The sequence below is a fragment of the Pseudonocardia halophobica genome (genome assembly GCF_050948485.1).
GTDB lineage: Bacteria > Actinomycetota > Actinomycetes > Mycobacteriales > Pseudonocardiaceae > Pseudonocardia > Pseudonocardia halophobica.
In genome coordinates this window covers 691260-708254 of sequence record NZ_CP192046.1, presented here as the reverse complement: position 1 = coordinate 708254, position 16995 = coordinate 691260, and the positions used below count along the sequence as shown (strand labels likewise).

13 protein-coding genes are annotated in these 16995 nt (G+C 73.9%); 11 read left to right on the top strand and 2 right to left on the bottom strand.

The window, feature by feature from the left end; translation table 11 throughout:
- Positions 1-7: 7 nt before the first annotated feature.
- Complete coding sequence (locus ACQP04_RS03410) at positions 8-1273, bottom strand: GDSL-type esterase/lipase family protein (protein ID WP_433505623.1); 1266 nt, start codon at positions 1271-1273, stop codon at positions 8-10.
- Positions 1274-1553: 280 nt separating this feature from the next.
- Here ACQP04_RS03410 and ACQP04_RS03405 point away from each other — a divergent pair, with 280 nt between their 5' ends.
- The 7 genes from ACQP04_RS03405 (at position 1554) to ACQP04_RS03375 (ending at position 8700) form a co-directional block, all read left to right on the top strand.
- Positions 1554-3443, top strand: coding sequence for a propionyl-CoA synthetase (locus ACQP04_RS03405; RefSeq protein ID WP_433505622.1), 1890 nt, complete (start codon positions 1554-1556; stop codon positions 3441-3443).
- Positions 3444-3554: 111 nt separating this feature from the next.
- Positions 3555-4292, top strand: coding sequence for an excalibur calcium-binding domain-containing protein (locus ACQP04_RS03400; RefSeq protein WP_433505621.1), 738 nt, complete (start codon positions 3555-3557; stop codon positions 4290-4292).
- Complete coding sequence (locus ACQP04_RS03395) at positions 4289-4933, top strand: class F sortase (RefSeq protein ID WP_433505620.1); 645 nt, start codon at positions 4289-4291, stop codon at positions 4931-4933. The genes ACQP04_RS03400 and ACQP04_RS03395 overlap by 4 nt, the downstream gene beginning before the upstream one ends.
- A 207-nt stretch (positions 4934-5140) precedes the next feature.
- Positions 5141-5554 carry a hypothetical protein gene (locus ACQP04_RS03390; RefSeq protein WP_433505619.1) on the top strand — a complete coding sequence of 138 codons (414 nt, stop codon included), beginning with the start codon at positions 5141-5143 and terminating at the stop codon, positions 5552-5554.
- The gene (locus tag ACQP04_RS03385; protein ID WP_037051458.1) at positions 5551-5742 is read left to right on the top strand and encodes a ferredoxin; all 192 of its coding nucleotides are present in this window, start codon (positions 5551-5553) and stop codon (positions 5740-5742) included. The genes ACQP04_RS03390 and ACQP04_RS03385 overlap by 4 nt, the downstream gene beginning before the upstream one ends.
- A 46-nt stretch (positions 5743-5788) precedes the next feature.
- Positions 5789-7372 (top strand): acyl--CoA ligase family protein, encoded by a 1584-nt coding sequence (locus tag ACQP04_RS03380; RefSeq protein WP_433505618.1) that lies wholly within the window; start codon positions 5789-5791, stop codon positions 7370-7372.
- A gap of 107 nt (positions 7373-7479) precedes the next feature.
- Positions 7480-8700, top strand: coding sequence for an MFS transporter (locus ACQP04_RS03375; RefSeq protein WP_433505617.1), 1221 nt, complete (start codon positions 7480-7482; stop codon positions 8698-8700).
- 80 nt (positions 8701-8780) lie between these two features.
- Here the strand turns inward: ACQP04_RS03375 and ACQP04_RS03370 are convergent, their stop codons facing one another.
- Positions 8781-9596 carry a DUF72 domain-containing protein gene (locus ACQP04_RS03370; protein ID WP_433505616.1) on the bottom strand — a complete coding sequence of 272 codons (816 nt, stop codon included), beginning with the start codon at positions 9594-9596 and terminating at the stop codon, positions 8781-8783.
- A gap of 28 nt (positions 9597-9624) precedes the next feature.
- On the opposite strand from ACQP04_RS03370, the gene ACQP04_RS03365 reads away from it, so the two are divergent.
- The 4 genes from ACQP04_RS03365 to hrpA all read left to right on the top strand — a co-directional run bounded on the left by ACQP04_RS03365 (position 9625) and on the right by hrpA (position 16956).
- The gene (locus ACQP04_RS03365) at positions 9625-10932 is read left to right on the top strand and encodes a M20 family metallopeptidase (protein ID WP_433505615.1); all 1308 of its coding nucleotides are present in this window, start codon (positions 9625-9627) and stop codon (positions 10930-10932) included.
- Positions 10933-10951: 19 nt separating this feature from the next.
- Positions 10952-11770 (top strand): serine hydrolase domain-containing protein, encoded by an 819-nt coding sequence (locus ACQP04_RS03360; protein WP_433505614.1) that lies wholly within the window; start codon positions 10952-10954, stop codon positions 11768-11770.
- A 386-nt stretch (positions 11771-12156) separates the two neighbouring features.
- Positions 12157-12417, top strand: coding sequence for a hypothetical protein (locus ACQP04_RS03355; protein ID WP_358203911.1), 261 nt, complete (start codon positions 12157-12159; stop codon positions 12415-12417).
- Positions 12418-12582: 165 nt separating this feature from the next.
- Positions 12583-16956 carry an ATP-dependent RNA helicase HrpA gene (hrpA, locus tag ACQP04_RS03350; RefSeq protein WP_433505613.1) on the top strand — a complete coding sequence of 1458 codons (4374 nt, stop codon included), beginning with the start codon at positions 12583-12585 and terminating at the stop codon, positions 16954-16956.
- The last annotated feature ends 39 nt before the right edge of the window (positions 16957-16995 follow it).

The window sequence follows — 16995 nt, the reverse complement described above, 5'->3', positions numbered from 1 at the left end:
CAGTTCCTCATCGCGGCGCCGAGACCAGCACCTTCGCCGCGTCGCCCGCGGCCAGGCACGGGCTGCCGGTGAGCCGCGTCGGGTCGACGGCCGCGGCCAGCGCCCGGTAGCCCGCCGCCGAGAGGTGCAGGCCGTCGCCGGCGTCGAAGGCCGGCGCGAGCCGGGCCGGGTCGGCCGGGTCGGCCACCGCGGCGGCGAGGTCGAACACCCCGTCGGCGTGTGCCGGGCCCTCCGTGCGGATCCACCGGTTGACCGCCGCGCGCTGCACCACGGCGAAGGGCGCGCCGTGCGCCCCCGCGGCCGAGGGCGTGATCGTGGTGAGGAAGACCCGCCGCCCGTCCGCGCGGACCCGGTCGGCGTAGTCGACCAGCCCGGAGACGATCTCCCCGGCGTCTCGGCCGGCGGCGAGGTCGTTGGTCCCGATGTGCAGGACGACGTCCGCGGCGCCGGGCACCGAGGCGACGTCGGCGGCGTAGCGGGCCGCCGGGGCCTCGCCGGTCCCACCGCCGAGCAGCTGGTTCGCCGAGATCCCCGCGTTGAGCACGGGCATGGCGAGCCCGCCGGTGAGCCGTCCGGCCAGCGCGTCGGGCCAGCGGTCGTCCCGGTCGGGGTCGCTGCCGACGCCGTCCGTGATCGAGTCCCCGACCAGGACGACGGCGTTCTCGGCGCGCGGCGCGAGGACGTCGACGCCGGTGAGCACGAACCAGGACGAGACCGCCCGGACGAACGGGCCGGGGCCGGCCGTGTCGGCCACGTCGCCCGGCGCGGAGACGTACGAGGTCTGCAGCGCGACGGGGTGCACGGCGACCCGGTCCGGCTCCTCCGGCAGGTACAGGCTGATCGCGAGCGGGATGCCGCGCTGGGCGACGAACGCCAGGGCGTCGCTGGCCAGCTCCTCCCCGGGCGGCACGACCACCGTCGGCGCACCGGAGAACAGGACCGGCCGCGCGGTGCCGGGCACGAGCGCAGCACCCGAGCCGGCCTCGGCCGCCGACGCGGAGTCGATCCGCAGGGGCCGCGTGCCGAACCGGTTGGAGACGCGGATGCGCAGCTCGGAACCGGTGGCCTGGGGGCGCACCAGCATCCGCAGCGTCCGACCGCCCAGGTCGAAGGCCTGTCCCGCCTGCGGGCTGGTCCGCCAGGCCGCGACCCAGGCGGGACCGCACGGCGCCGGCGAGGCGCCGTCCTCGGCGCCGGACGCGCCCGTCGACCCGAGCGGCAGCAGCGCGACGGCCAGGCCGAGCACGGCCGCGGCCGCCACCAGGCCTGCCACGACTCCCCGGCCACCTCGCACCCGGTGCAGAGCGTCCACCCACACCCCTTCGCCGACCACGGATCACCCGACCGGGGCGTGCCGGCGGGGCGAGTTCCTCACCCGAACGAACGATTCCGCTCGCCGCTCGGCCTATCGGCCATCCGAGTGGTGACGTTACGTCAACCACTCATGACGGTCCGTCGCCTCACCGAAGGGGCAGTTCGGCGCCCGCGGAGGCCCGGTTCGGCCTAGGGTCAAGGGCCGGAAGCGCGAGGACGTTCGAGGTCAGGAGGCCGGTGTGGGCGCGTACGAGGACGTTTTCCGGGCCAGCGTGGAGGACCGGGAGGGGTTCTGGTTGCGGGCGGCGGAGGCGCTCGACTGGCACAAGGCGCCGACGAGGGCCCTCGACGACTCGAACCCGCCCTTCTACCGCTGGTTCCCCGACGGGGAGATCAACGTGGCGCACAACGCGTTGGACCGCCACGTCGAGGCCGGTCGGGGCGAGCAGGCCGCGTTGATCTACGACTCGCCGGTCACCGACACCAAGCGGACCTACACCTACGCGCAGCTGCGTGACGAGGTCGCCACCTTCGCCGGGGTGCTGCGCGACCTGGGCGTCGGGCCCGGGGACCGCGTGGTGATCTACATGCCGATGGTCCCCGAGGCCGCGATCGCGATGCTCGCCTGCGCGCGGCTGGGCGCGGTGCACTCGGTGGTGTTCGGCGGGTTCGCGGCCAAGGAGCTCGCGGTGCGCATCGACGACGCCGCACCCAAGGTCGTCGTCTCGGCCTCCTGCGGGATCGAGGGCAAGCGGGTCATCGAGTACAAGCCGCTGCTGGACAAGGCCATCGAGCTCTCGGCGCACAAGCCGGACAAGCAGGTCATCCTGCAGCGCCCGCAGGCCGAGGCCGCGATGGGCGACAACGACGTGGACTGGGCCGAGGCGGTGTCGAAGGCCAGCCCGGCCGATCCGGTGCCGGTGCGCTCGACCGACCCGCTCTACGTGCTCTACACCTCCGGGACCACGGGCAAGCCCAAGGGCGTGGTCCGCGACGGCGGCGGCTACGCCACCGCCCTGGCCTGGTCGATGCCCAACGTCTACGACGTCTCGGCCGGGCAGACGATCTTCACCGCGTCCGACGTCGGCTGGGTGGTCGGGCACTCCTACATCGTCTACGCCCCGCTGCTGGCCGGGGCGACCACGGTGCTGTACGAGGGCAAGCCGGTCGGCACCCCGGATGCCGGGCAGTTCTGGCGGGTCATGTCCGAGTACGGGGTGCGCTCCATGTTCACCGCGCCGACGGCGTTCCGGGCGCTGAAGAAGGAGGACCCGAACGGCGAGTACGCCCGCAAGTACGACCTGTCGGGGCTGAAGTACCTGTTCCTGGCCGGGGAGCGGCTGGACCCGGAGACCTACCGCTGGGCGTCGGCGCTGCTGGACATCCCGGTGATCGACCACTGGTGGCAGACCGAGACCGGCTGGCCGATCGTCGCGAACCCCGCGGGCATCGAGCTGCTGGAGATCAAGCCCGGCTCGCCGACCCGGCCGCTGCCGGGCTGGGACATCCAGATCCTCGACACCGACGGCAAGCCGGTGCCGCCCGGGGAGGACGGCGCGATCGTGGCCAAGCTGCCGCTGCCGCCCGGCGCCTTCCCGACCCTGTGGAACGACGACGAGCGGTTCGTGCAGTCCTACATGTCGGCGTTCGAGGGCTACTACCTCACCGGCGACGGCGGGCGGATCGACTCCGACGGCTACGTGTTCGTCATGGGTCGCACCGACGACGTCATCAACGTCGCCGGGCACCGGCTGTCCACCGGCGGGATGGAGGAGGTCCTGGCCTCGCACCCGGACGTGGCCGAGTGCGCGGTCATCGGGGTCGCGGACCAGATGAAGGGCCAGATCCCGCGCGGGTTCGTGGTGCTCAAGGCCGGCGTCGACTCCTCGGCCGAGGGCTATGAGGACAAGCTGCGTGCCGAGCTGGTCCAGATGGTGCGTGACCAGGTCGGCGCCGTGGCCTCGCTCAAGGAGGTCGCGATCGTCCCGGGCCTGCCCAAGACCCGCTCCGGGAAGATCCTGCGCAAGACCATGCGCGGCATCGCCGACGGCGCCGACGAGCCGGTGCCCTCCACCATCGAGAGCGTCGACGTCCTGGAGGCCCTGCGGCCCGTGCTCCGGAAGGACTAGCAGCCGCATACCAAAGATGGATGAGACGGGGTAATACGGAGGTAATCCTCGCGATAGGCGGGTCGGCCGTCGAGAAGAACCGGCGGCCGGGCCCCCTTCGAGAGGACACCGATGCCCACTCGTGCCCCCGCACGCCCCGTGATCCGCGCCGCGGCGCTGGTCGCCACCGTCTCCGCCGCCCTGCTGTTCGGCGCCACCGCACCCGCGCTGGCCCAGCCGATGGTCGGGGACAAGAACTGTTCCGACTTCGACACCTGGCGCGAGGCGCAGAACTTCTACGAGAGCGCCGGCTCCGGCGACCCGCACAACCTCGACGAGGACGGCGATGGGATCGCCTGCGAGACGCTCCGGGGCGCTCCGGGTTCGACCACGCCGACCACCACCCCCGAGCCCACGCCGACGACCCCGACCAAGCCCCCGAAGCCCTCGCCCACCACGCCCCCGTCGCACGACGACGACCACGGCAACGGCGGCCGCGACGACCACGGCGGCAAGAACGACGGCCACAACAACAACGAGGACGGCCACGGCGGCCGGGACGACCACCACGACGACGGGTGGAAGGACCGCGACGACCACGGCGACAACGACGACGCCACCTCCACCGACGAGGACGACTCCACCACCGTCGATTCGGCCGTCGTCGTGGTGACCGGCGACCGCGACTGCGCCGACTTCGCCACCCAGGCCCAGGCCCAGGCCGTGCTGCTGGCCGACGTGTCCGACCCGGAGCGGCTCGACGCCGACTCGGACGGCATCGCCTGCGAGGACCACTTCGGCACCGAGGGCCGCCAGGTCGCGGTCTACCCGGTCGGCGGTGTGGCGACGGGCGGGGCCGGCCTCCGATGAGCCGCACCCGGATCCCGTCGCCCGCCCGCCGGTTCCGCCGGCTCGCGGCCGGCCTGCTGGCCGGCACCGCGCTCGTCGTCCTCGTCGGGTGCAGTGCCCCGGAGGCGGCCCAGCCGACGCAGGCGACCCAGCCGGCCGCGCAGGTCCCGGCGGCCGCGGCTCCGGCCGCCGCCACGGCGCCGCTGGCCGCCTCGGCGCCCGAGCGGCTCGAGGTCCCGTCGATCGGCGTCGCGTCCGGCCCGCTGCTCAGGCTGGGCCTCACCGTGGACGGCGCCCTCGAGGTCCCGGCCGACGCGACGACGGTCGGCTGGTTCGGCCTCGGCCCGACGCCCGGTGCGTCCGGGCCGGCCGTGCTGGCGGCGCACGTCGACTACGGCGGCGTGCCCGGCACGTTCACCCGCCTGTCGGCGATGGCCGTGGGCGACGAGATCCGGGTGGCCCGCGCCGACGGCAGCGCCGCGCTGTTCACCGCCTACCGCGTGGCGCAGTACCCGAAGTCGGCCTTCCCGACCGAGGAGGTCTACGGCGACACCCCGGGTGCGGAGCTGCGGCTCATCACCTGCGGCGGAGCCTTCGACGACACCGCCCGCTCCTACGCGGACAACGTCGTGGTCTACGCCCGCCTCACGGGCACGGTCTGACCGGTCGGTGATCCGCCGTCGGGCAGCGGGACGTTCGGCAATCGAACGTCCCGCTGCCGGGACGCGGATCATGGGCGCGCCCGTTCGGCAGCGCCGCTCGACCGTTCACCCGAACGTGTAACGCCCGGGTCCGGGACCTGCGATGAGGGAGCGACGGCACGCTCCCCCACCGGCCGTCGCACCCCACCGGAGAGGACCCCGCCTCCGATGCGTCACCCGCTCCGCCCGCGGCTCCCCACGGTGCTGGCGGCGAGCCTGGCCGTGGTCGCCGTCGGCGGCCTGACCGGCGCCGCGCTCGTCGTCGACACCGGGCCGCCGGGCTCCGTACTGGCCGCCGAGCTCCGCGTCACCCCGCCCGCCGCCCCCGCGGACACCGTCGAGGCCACCGCCCTGCACCAGTCCGCGCACGTGCCCCGCACCCCCGTCACGACCCCACAGGCCCCCGCGCCGCTGGCCCTCGCCGGCGCCGTCCGGGCCGCGGCGGCAGCCCGCGCGGAGGGCGGCCGGACCCCCTGCCCGAGCACCCGCGCGGCCGCGCCCCGCCTGCCGGGCACCGGCTCCAGGCAAGGGTGTCCTGAGTCACCCGGCACCGACCCCGCAGGTCCACCATTGACGCCATGAAGGTTCACGTGGACTTCGACCTCTGCGAGAGCAACGCGCTGTGCATGGCCGCCGCGCCGGAGGTGTTCGAGGTACGGGAGGACGACTTCCTCTACATCCTCGACGAGAACCCGCCGGAGGAACTGCGCGGCAAGGTCGAGGAGGCGGTCCGGGCCTGCCCGAAGGCCGCCATCACCCTCGAGGGCTAGTCGCGACCTGTTGCCCGGCCCGGGACCCAGCGGCGAGGATCGGCGGATGGATTCGGTCTGGACCACGCCGCTGACGCCGCTGAGCTTCCTGGGCCGCTCGGCCGAGGTGTACCCGGACAAGACCGCGATCGTCCACGACGACCGCACCTGGACCTACGCGGAGTTCGCCGCGGAGGCGACCCGCGTGGCGCACGGCCTGCGCGGCTCCGGTGTCGAGCGCGGGGACCGGGTGGCGTACCTGCTGCCCAACGTGCCCGAGATGCTGGTCGCGCACTTCGCCGTGCCGCTGGCCGGGGCGGTCCTGGTCGCGATCAACACGCGGCTGTCGACCGAGGAGATCCGCTACATCCTCGACCACTCGGGCTCGAAGATGCTCGTCGTCGACGCCGCGCTGTACTCGCAGGTCGAGCCGGTCGCGCGGGAGCTGAAGACGGTCGAGGAGATCGTCACGGTGGTCGACCCGGCGAGCCCGGGGGACGGCATCGGCTCCGGCGTGCGCTACGACGACCTGCTCGCCCGCGGCGCGGACGACCCGCTGCCCTGGGAGGTCGCCGACGAGGACTCGACGATCTCGATCAACTACACCTCGGGCACCACCGGCAAGCCCAAGGGTGTGCAGTACTCGCACCGCGGGGCGTACCTGAACTCCTTCGGCGAGATCGTGCACTCCTCGCACACGCCGGACAGCGTCTACCTCTGGACGCTGCCGATGTTCCACTGCAACGGCTGGTGCACACCGTGGGCGCTCACCGGCATCGGCGGCACGCACGTCTGCCTGCGTGAGGTCCGCGGCGACCGGATCTGGCAGCTCATCAAGCAGCACGGGGTCACGCACCTCAACGGCGCCCCCACCGTCGTCACCACGATCATGCGCGCGGAGCAGGCGACGAAGCTGGACTACCAGCTCGTCGTCACCACCGCCGGCGCCCCGCCGAGCCCCACCACGATCCTGCAGATGGAGCGGATGGGCTTCCGGATCGTGCACGTCTACGGCCTCACCGAGACCTACGGCCCCTACTCCGTGAACCAGTACCAGCGCGCCTGGGACGACCTCGAGCCGGAGGAGCGCGCGCGGCTGCAGGCCCGGCAGGGCGTCGGGATGCTGCAGACCGACCGGGTGCGCGTCGTCGACAAGAACATGCGCGACGTGCCGCGGGACGGGGAGACGATGGGCGAGATCGTCATGCGCGGCAACAACGTGATGACCGGCTACTACGAGGACCCGGCGGGCACCGAGAAGGCGTTCGAGGGCGGCTGGTTCCACTCCGGCGACCTGGGCGTGATGCATCCCGACGGGTACGTGGAGCTGCGCGACCGCGCCAAGGACATCGTGATCTCCGGCGGCGAGAACATCTCGACGGTCGAGGTCGAGCAGGCCGTGGTGTCGCACCCGGCGGTCCTCGAGGCCGCGGTGATCGGCGTGCCCGACGAGCAGTGGGGCGAGCGGCCCAAGGCTTTCGTCGTGCTCGCGCCCGGCGGCGAGGCCACGCCGGAGGAGCTGATCGCGCACGTGAAGTCGAAGATCGCCCGCTACAAGGCCCCGCGGGACGTCGAGATCGTCGACGAGCTGCCCAAGACCTCCACCGGCAAGATCCAGAAGTTCGAGCTCCGCGCCCGCACCACCCCGTGAGTGCCTACTGCCCCTAGAGGGACAGTAGGCACTCGCGACCCCCGGGGACCTGGCATTCGTCACGTGCGGGCGAGGTTCGGGCCGGAAGTCCGTTAGCGTTGCTCATCGTGAGCCGCGAACAGACCGCCTTCCGCGTGGGGGCCGGCGCGGTCGCGATCACCACCTCGACCGTGCTGCCGATCTTCCTGACCGGCGCGCTCGCGGTGCAGATCTCCGCCGAGCTGGGCTTCGACCCGGCGGGGCTCGGCCTTGTCGTGGCGCTGTACTTCGGCGTCTCGGCACTGGTGTCGCTGCCCGTCGGCACGATCGTCGAACGCCTCGGCTCGGGCCGGACGAGCCGGATCGCCGTGCTCGGCGCCGCCACGTTCATGCTGCTCACGGCCGGTCTGGCGCGGAACTACGCCTCGCTGGTCGCGATCCTGCTCTGCGGCGCGTGGTGCAACGTCATGGGCCAGCTGTCCTCGAACCTCACCCTGGCCCGCTCGATGCCGGCCGCGCGGATGGGCCTGTCCTTCGGCGTCAAGCAGGCCTCGGTGCCGCTCGCCACGCTGCTCGCGGGCGTCGCCGTCCCGGCCGTCGCGCTGACCGTCGGGTGGCGCTGGGCCTACGTGATCGGCGCGGCGCTGGCGCTGACCTCGCTCGCCGCCGCCCCGCGGGGATCCGGCCCGGGTGCGAAGGACCGGACGGTCCCCGAGGACCGGGCGACGGCGGCGCTGTCGGTCATCGGCGCGGCCGCCGGTCTGGGCGCGGCCTCGGCGACCGGGCTGGGCATCTTCCTCGTGGCCTCGGCGGTGGACCGGGGCGTGGCCCCGGGGCTGGCCGGCCTGGTCCTGACGCTCGGCAGCGTCGTCGGGCTGCTGATGCGGATGCTGCACGGCTGGCTCGCCGACCGGCGCACCGGCGGGCACGTCGCCGTGGTGGCCGGCTGCCTGCTGCTGGGTGCGGCCGGGCTGCTGCTGCTCGCCGTGCCGGGGCCGGTGCCGCTGATCGTCGGGACCGTCCTGGGTTTCGGGCTCGGCTGGTCCTGGCCGGGCCTGCTGCAGTTCGCGGTGGTGCGGCTGAACCCGTCGGCGCCCGCGGCCGCGACGGCGATCGTGCAGGTGGGCGTGTACGCCGGCGGGTTCCTCGGGCCCGTCGGGTTCGGGTTCCTGGCTGCGCACGCCTCCTTCACCACGGCCTGGATCGTGGCCGCCGCGGCGATGGTGGTCGCCGGCGTCGGGGTCCTGCTGGGCCGCCTGATGCTGGTGGCGCATACGCGCAGGTCAGCAGGGGTCGTGAGTGCCGAGCGCACCTCTGGCGGCATTCGGTACTCACGGGTCGACGGGTGAGGCGCCGACCCTCGTAGCATCGCTCGGCCACCTCGTCACTCCGACGAAGTAGTCGTCCGTCCGCCCCACCAGGGGCAGTTTCATTCACGGAGTCGGTCGGCCAGGGAGATCGCGTCGAAGGGGGCGTGGACCTTGACGTCGTTGTCGAAGTAGACGACCACGTCGAGGCCCGCGGCGCGCCAGCCGCGGATCCGCTCGGCCCACACGTCCAGGGCCTCCGGGGTGTAGCCGCTGACGTAGAGCTCCTGGTCGCCGTGCAGCCGGACGTAGACGTGGTCGGCGGTCACGTCGGTGAGGAAGGGCCACTTCCCGGCGGTGTCCGCGACCACGAGCGCGACGTCGTGCTCCCGCAGCAGGGCGAGGAAGGCCGGGTCGCGGAAGCTCTCGTGCCGGACCTCCACGGCGTGCCGCAGCCGGCGGTCCGCGTCCGTCTCGAGCAGGTTGCGGCCCTCGAGGCGCTCGTCGTGTTCCTTCGCAAGGTCAGCTGCGGCGCCGGTCGAGTGCGGCAGCAGCTCCAGGAAGGCCCGCATCCGGTCGGCGTCGAAGCGCATCCGCGGCGGCAGCTGCCACAGCACCGGCCCGAGCTTGGGGCCCAGCGCCAGCACCCCGGAGGCGAAGAAGTTGGCCACCGGGGTGCGGACCTCGCGGAGCTGCTTCAGATGGGTGACGAACCGCGGTCCCTTGACCGCGAACAGGAAGTCCGGCGGCGTCTCCTCGCGCCAGCTCACCCAGCTCTCCGGCCGCTGCAGCGAGTAGAAGGAGCCGTTGATCTCGATCGACGCCACCGCGCGGGACAGGTACTCCAGCTCGCGGCGCTGGGCGAGGCCCTTGGGGTAGAACACGCCGCGCCACGGCGGGTACCGCCAGCCCGACGTCCCGGTGCGCACCTCCGCCACGTGGTCATCCTGGCCTAGGGTGCGGCAGGTGCGCAGCGAACCCGTCCGGCCCGACGACGGCTACCTCCGCGCGCTGGTGGCCGCGACCGAGCGGGCGGTCGCCGACGCCGAACCACTGGACTCGGACCACGCCGGCGCCCCCGCCGAGCTCCGCGAGCCGGTGGCCGACGCCGTCGTCGAGCTCGGCGACGAGCTGGTGGCGCTCAGCCGCGACCTGCACGCCCACCCCGAGACCTCGTTCGACGAGCACCGCTCCGTCGCCGCCGTCGCCGACCTGCTGAAGCGGCACGGGCACGAGCCCGAGCTCGGCGTCGGCGGACTGGAGACGGCGCTGCGGGTCGGCGTCGGGAACGACGGCCCGCACGTCGGCATCCTCGCCGAGTACGACGCGCTGCCGGGGATCGGGCACGGCTGCGGCCACAACGTCATCTGCACGACGGCGGTCGGCGCCTACCTCGCGCTGGCCGGCCGGGCGCCGGGCCGGGTCACCCTGTTCGGCACGCCCGCCGAGGAGGGCGGGGGCGGCAAGGAGACGATGGCGCGGGCGGGACTGTTCGACGACGTCGATGCCGTCGTGATGCTGCACCCCTTCTCGCACGACATCGCCATGCACCCGTTCCTCGGCCGCCGCCAGGTCGAGATGGTGTTCCACGGGGTGGCGGCGCACGCGGCGGCCCAGCCGTTCATGGGCCGCAACGCCCTCGACGCGGCCGTCGCCGCCTACAGCGGGGTCGCGGCGCTGCGCCAGCACCTGCCGCCCGGCGACCGGCTGCACGGGGTGTTCACGGACGGCGGGGCGCGCCCCAACGTCGTCCCGGACCGGGCGGCGCTGATGTTCTACGTGCGCTCGACGGAGCCGGACACGTTGCGGGACCTGGCGGCGCGGCTCACCGCGATCGCCGAGGGCGCCGCCCTGATGCACGGCTGCGGCGTCGAGCTGACCTGGGACGAGAAGCCCGCCTACCTGCCGATCCGGCACAACCGCACCCTCGCCGGGCGGTGGGCGGTCAACCAGCGGGAGTGCGGCCGGTCGTCGCTCGCGCCGGGGGTGGTGCCGGAGTTCCTCACCGGCTCGACCGACCTGGGGAACCTGAGCTACCGGATGCCCGCCATCCACCCGATGCTCGCGATCTCGAGACCCACGGACTCGCTGCACACCCTCGAGTTCGCCGAGGCGGCGGGCGGCCCGGGCGGCGACGCCGGGGTCCGCGACGGGGCCCTCGGGCTCGCCCTGACCGCCCTGGACTACCTCGCCGACCCCGCACTGCGCGAGGCGGTGCACGCCGAGTTCGAGGCGCAGGGCGGGGCGGTCGACGTGCCCCACTATTTCGAGTAGCGCCAACTAGGCTCGACCCGTGGATCTCGCCCGCGCCACGCGCGCCGTCCTGGACTGGCCCGTCGACCACGTCGCCGCCGCGGTGGTGGGCGCCGACGGGGAGGTCCGGGCGACGGCGGGCGACCTCGACCGGGAGTTCCGGCTCGCCTCGGTGACCAAGCTGCTCTCCGCCTACGCCGTGCTCATCGCGGTCGAGGAGGGCGCGATCGAGTGGGACGACCCGGCCGGGCCCGAGGGCTCCACGATCCGGCACCTCGCCGCCCACACCTCCGGCCTCGCCTTCGACTCCGACGACGTCCAGGCGAAGCCGGGCACCCGGCGGATCTACTCCAACGCCGGGTTCACGGTGCTCGGCGACGCGATCGCCAAGGCCAGCGGTATCGAGTTCCCGGAGTACCTGCGCGAGGCCGTGCTCGCCCCGCTCGGGCTCGACGCGACCGAGCTGCGCGGCCCGGCCGGGTCCGGCGCGTTCTCCACCGCCGCGGACATGGCCCGCTTCGCCGCCGAGCTGCAGGCCCCCACGCTGGTCGCGCCCGCGACCTTCGCCGAGGCCAGCCAGGTCGTCTTCCCCGGCCTCAACGGCGTGCTGCCCGGGTACGGCTCGCAGCGTCCCAACGACTGGGGAGCCGGCTTCGAGATCCGGGACGGCAAGAGCCCGCACTGGACCGGCACCCGCAACTCGCCGCGCACATTCGGGCACTTCGGCCAGTCCGGCACCTTCCTGTGGGTCGACCCCGACGCCGGCGCGGCGTGCGTGGTCCTCACCGACCGGAAGTTCGGCGAGTGGGCCGTCGAGGCGTGGACGCCGTACAACGACGGGATCGTCGACGCCCTGTGAGCAGACCGTAGACGGCCGGATCCGGAACGTGACCCCACGACACCCCCCGGATCCGGGAATCATCCACGGGGCCCGCCCGTTGGAACCCCATGTCCGAGCCGGGCGAGCAGTGTCCCCGGGCCGCAACAGATAAACGCCGCCGCGGAATACCGTACGGCTGGAGCCGCGGTGCGCCACTCGCCGCGAGGCGACCTGCGTCCGGCTCGGACCCCATCGTCGACCAGGGAATACCTCCCTGCCGGCGTGGGTTGGAAGAAGCGTCCGGATCGGGCGGACACCGTGTCCCCGGGTCTCAACCATCCGCCGCTGCGAGCGGCCACGCGCCGAGAGGCGACCGGCCGTCCGGTCCGGGCCTTCCCATCCCTACTTCGCTCGAGGAGCACGCCATGAAGGGCGACCGCGTCGAGATCGTGGTCGACGCCGGCAGCGGCACCACCAAGACCTACGAGGTCGAGGCGACCCGTGCCGGGCGTCGCGTCGACATCGCGCAGACCCGCGGGACCGTCGAGGTCAGCGAGGTCACCCGCGGGGGCACCGCCGTGCGCACCGCGCGCTTCCTGTCCGGCCGCGTGATCGCGCTCGTCGAGCACCCCGCCGCGGACGAGCCGGTGGCCGAGGAGATCACCCCGGCCCTGCGCTCGGCCTGACGGGGACGCGCGCAATCCCGTCGCGCCGATCCGTCGCGTCCGCCACACTGGGCCGGACGCGGGTGTGATCCACACCGCCCGCCGGAACAGATCCTCCGGCCGGCCCGTTGCACCACGTGCCCGCCGGGCGCGGTCCTCGCCCCCGACAGGCAGACTTGCACAACGATGACCTCCATCCGAGCCACCGGGAACACGGCTGCGCGCGCGGGCGATCCCTCCGCACGCACCGACGTTCCCCTCCCGTCCGGTCCGCCTCCCACCACAGCGACCGGACCCGCCGCCCCGCAGGCCGCGGCAGCGCCCCAGAACGGCAGCGCTGCGGCCCCGGAGAGCGGCGACCGGACCCGCCGCCGTCCACCCCGCCGGCGCGGGTCCCGGGGCCGGAGCGCACCCGCCGAGAGGCGGGGGAACGCGCCCGGCCCCGCCAGCGCTCCTCCCGACGGCCGGACCGACGGCCGGACCGACGGCCGGTCCGACGGCCGCCCCGCCGACGAGCGCCGTGACGGCGCCCGCGAGTCCGGCCGTGACTCGGGCCGTGAGCCCGGCCGTGACTCCGGGAACGGCCGCCGGCGCGGTCCGCGCCCGGAACGGACCGAACCCGCCACGCCGGCGTTGCCCGCGGAGGTCCTCGCCGACGTCGAACGCCGGATCGGCGAGCTGGGCCCGCACGACGCGGCCCGCCTGACCCGCCGGTTCCGCGGCGCCCGCCGCTCCGGCGACGGCACCGCCCAGCAGGCCGTGGCCGACGCCGTCGCCGCGGCCGAGCACCGCCTCGAGCGCCGCCGCGCCGCGGTGCCCCGGATCGCCTACCCGCCCGCCCTGCCCGTCAGCGCGCGCCGCGAGGACATCGCCGCCGCGATCCGCGACCACCAGGTCGTGATCATCGCCGGTGAGACGGGCTCCGGGAAGACCACGCAGCTGCCCAAGATCTGCCTCGAGCTGGGGCGCGGCGTCACCGGCACGATCGGCCACACCCAGCCGCGGCGGCTCGCCGCGCGCACGGTCGCCGCCCGCATCGCCGAGGAGCTCGGCACCGAGCTGGGCGACGTCGTCGGCTGGAAGGTGCGGTTCACCGACCAGGTGGGCGACCGCACCATGGTCAAGCTGATGACGGACGGCATCCTGCTCGCCGAGCTCGCGGGCGACCGGGACCTGCTGCAGTACGACACGCTGATCATCGACGAGGCGCACGAGCGCAGCCTCAACATCGACTTCATCCTGGGCTACCTCACCCAGCTGCTGCCCCGGCGTCCCGATCTCAAGGTGATCATCACCTCGGCGACCATCGACCCCGAGCGCTTCTCCCGGCACTTCGGCGCGGCCGGCAACCCGGCCCCGATCGTCGAGGTGTCCGGCCGCTCCTACCCCGTGGAGGTCCGGTACCGGCCCGTCGTCGACCCGGACGACCCCGACGCCGACCCGGACCGCGATGAGATCGACGCGATCGGCGACGCCGTCACCGAGCTGCAGCGCGAGGGCCCCGGCGACGTCCTCGTGTTCCTGCCCGGCGAGCGGGAGATCCGCGACACCGCGGACGCGTTGACGCGCAGGAACTTCCGCAACACCGAGATCCTGCCGCTCTACGCCCGGCTGACCACCGCCGAGCAGCAGCGCGTCTTCGCCCCGCACCCCGGCAACCGGATCGTGCTGGCCACGAACGTCGCCGAGACCTCGCTGACGGTCCCCGGCATCAAGTACGTGATCGACACCGGCACGGCCCGCATCTCCCGCTACTCGCGGCGGCTCAAGGTGCAGCGGCTGCCGATCGAGAAGGTCTCGCAGGCCAGCGCCAACCAGCGCGCGGGGCGCTGCGGCCGCACGAGCGACGGCATCTGCATCCGGCTCTACGCCGAGGACGACTTCGACGCGCGCCCCGAGTTCACCGACCCGGAGATCCTGCGGACCAACCTGGCGTCCGTCGTGCTGCAGATGATCGCGCTGGACCTCGGGGAGATCTCCGAGTTCCCGTTCGTGGAGCCGCCGGACAAGCGCGACGTCGCCGACGGCCTCGCCCTGCTGCACGAGCTGGGTGCGGTCGACCACGGCGCCCTGACCGCGGTGGGCCAGGCCCTCGCCCGGCTGCCCGTCGACCCCCGCCTCGGCCGGATGCTGGTGGAGGCCAACCGGACCGGCTGCCTCACCGAGGTCCTGGTGATCGCCGCGGCGCTGTCGGTGCAGGACCCGCGCGAGCGGCCGACCGAGCAGCGCCAGGCCGCCGACGAGCAGCACAACCGCTTCCGCGTGGAGGGCTCGGACTTCCTCGCGTTCGTCACGCTCTGGCAGTACCTCGCGGACCAGCGGGAGGCGCTGTCCGGCAACCGGTTCCGCCGCACGCTGCGCGAGGAGTTCCTGCACTACCTGCGCATCCGCGAGTGGTGGGACCTGCATGGCCAGCTCCGGCAGGCCGCGCGCTCGGCCGGGATGACCGCCAACGACTCGCCCGCCGATCCGGACCGGATCCACCAGGCGTTGCTCTCCGGCCTGCTGTCCCAGGTGGGGCTGCTGGAGGAGACCGACAAGAAGCAGCGGGATCCGAAGGAGCGCCGCGGCGCCCGGGACTACCTCGGCGCCCGCAACGCGCGGTTCGCGATCTGGCCCGGCTCGGCGCTGGCCAAGAAGCCGCCGCGCTGGGTGATGGCGGCCGAGCTCGTCGAGACCTCCCGGCTGTGGGCGCGGACCGTCGCGCGGATCGAGCCGGAGTGGATCGAGCCGCTCGCCGGGCATCTCGTCAAGAGGACCTATTCGGAGCCGCACTGGTCGCGCAAGCGCGCGAGCGCCGTCGCGACCGAGCGCGTGACGCTGCACGGCATCCCCGTCATCGCCGACCGGAGCGTGGAGTTCGGCCGCATCGACCCCGAGGTGTCGCGCGACCTGTTCCTGCGGCACGCGCTCGTCGAGGGCGACTGGGAGACCCGGCACCGCTTCTTCCACGCCAACCGCGAGCTGCTCGACGATGCCGAGGAGCTCGAGCACCGCGCCCGCCGCCGCGACCTCGTGGTCGACGAGGACACGCTGTTCGACTTCTACGACCGGCGGGTGCCGGCGTCCGTGGTGTCGGGCCGGCACTTCGACTCCTGGTGGAAGAAGGAGTCGAAACGGAACCCGGACCTGCTCGACTTCACCGTCGGGATGCTGGAGACCGAGGCCGCGCGCGGCGTCGACCGCTCCGCCTACCCCGACCACGTCGCCGCCGGCGGCCTCACCCTGCCGCTGTCGTACGCGTTCGAGCCCGGGCACCACACGGACGGCGTGACCGTCGACGTCCCGGTGGCCGCGCTGCACCAGGTCGACCCGACGCCGTTCACCTGGCAGGTCCCCGGGCTGCGCGAGGAGCTCGTCACGGCGCTGATCAAGACGCTGCCGAAGACCCTGCGCCGCAACTTCTCCCCCGCCCCCGACCACGCGAGGGCCGTGCTCGCCCGGGTGCGCGCCGGGGACGAGCCGCTGCTCGACGCGCTGGAGCGCGAGCTCGGGCGGATGCGCAACGTGCGCATCGGCCGGGACGACTGGGAGCTGGACCGGCTGCCCGAGCACCTCGTCGTCACGTTCCGGGTCGTCGACGAGAAGGGTCGCGAGCTGGCCCGGGGCACGGACCTCGAGGCCCTGCGCGCGCAGCTCGCCCCCCAGGTCCGGCAGGAGATCGCCGCCGCGGGCCGCGACGTGGAGCGGACCGGGCTCACCACGTGGACCGGTGACATCGGGTCCGGCGGCGAGCTCCCCCGCGAGCTGCCCATCCGCCGCGGCACGCACGTCGTGACCGGCTTCCCCGGGCTGGTCGACCGCGGCAGTTCCGTCGATATCCGGGTGTTCGCCACCGCCGCCGAGCGGGACGCCGCGCACCGCCGCGGCGTCCGGCGGCTGCTGCTGCTCGCCACACCCTCGCCGACCAAGCAGGTGCAGCGCGGGCTGGACAACAAGGCCAAGCTGACGCTCTCGCGCAATCCGCACGGCAGCGTCGACGCCCTGCTCGAGGACTGCGTGACCTGCGCGGCCGACCACCTGATCGCCCGCGCCGGCGGCCCGTGCTGGGACGCAGCCGGGTTCGAGCGGCTCCGGGGCGTATTCGCCCAGCACCTCGGCGGCACCACGATGCAGGTGCTGCGGGCCGTGCGCGGGGTGCTGGACCGCTGGCACCCGGTGCAGGCGGCGCTCGCCGAGCTGCGCTCGCCCACCACGCGCGAGGGCGTGGCGGACATCCGCGCGCAGCTCGACGGCCTCGTCGGCCCGGGCTTCGCGACCGCGGCGGGGGCGAACCGGCTCGCCGACGTCGCCCGGTACCTGCAGGCCGTCGGGATCCGGATCGACAAGCTCCGCACCGACCCGGCCCGCGACGCCGAGTGGACCGCGCAGGTCCACGTCGTCGCCGACGAGTACGCGGACGAGATCGCCGCCCTGCCCGCGGGCGTCGATCCCCCCGCGGGCCTGGTCGAGGTGCGGTGGATGATCGAGGAGCTGCGGGTGAGCCTCTACGCCCATCCCATGAGGACCCGGTACCCCGTCTCGATCAAGCGGATCCAGAAGGCGCTCGACGAGCTGTGACGTTCGAGGTGCCGCGCGGCGGCGGACAGGGCAAGGTGA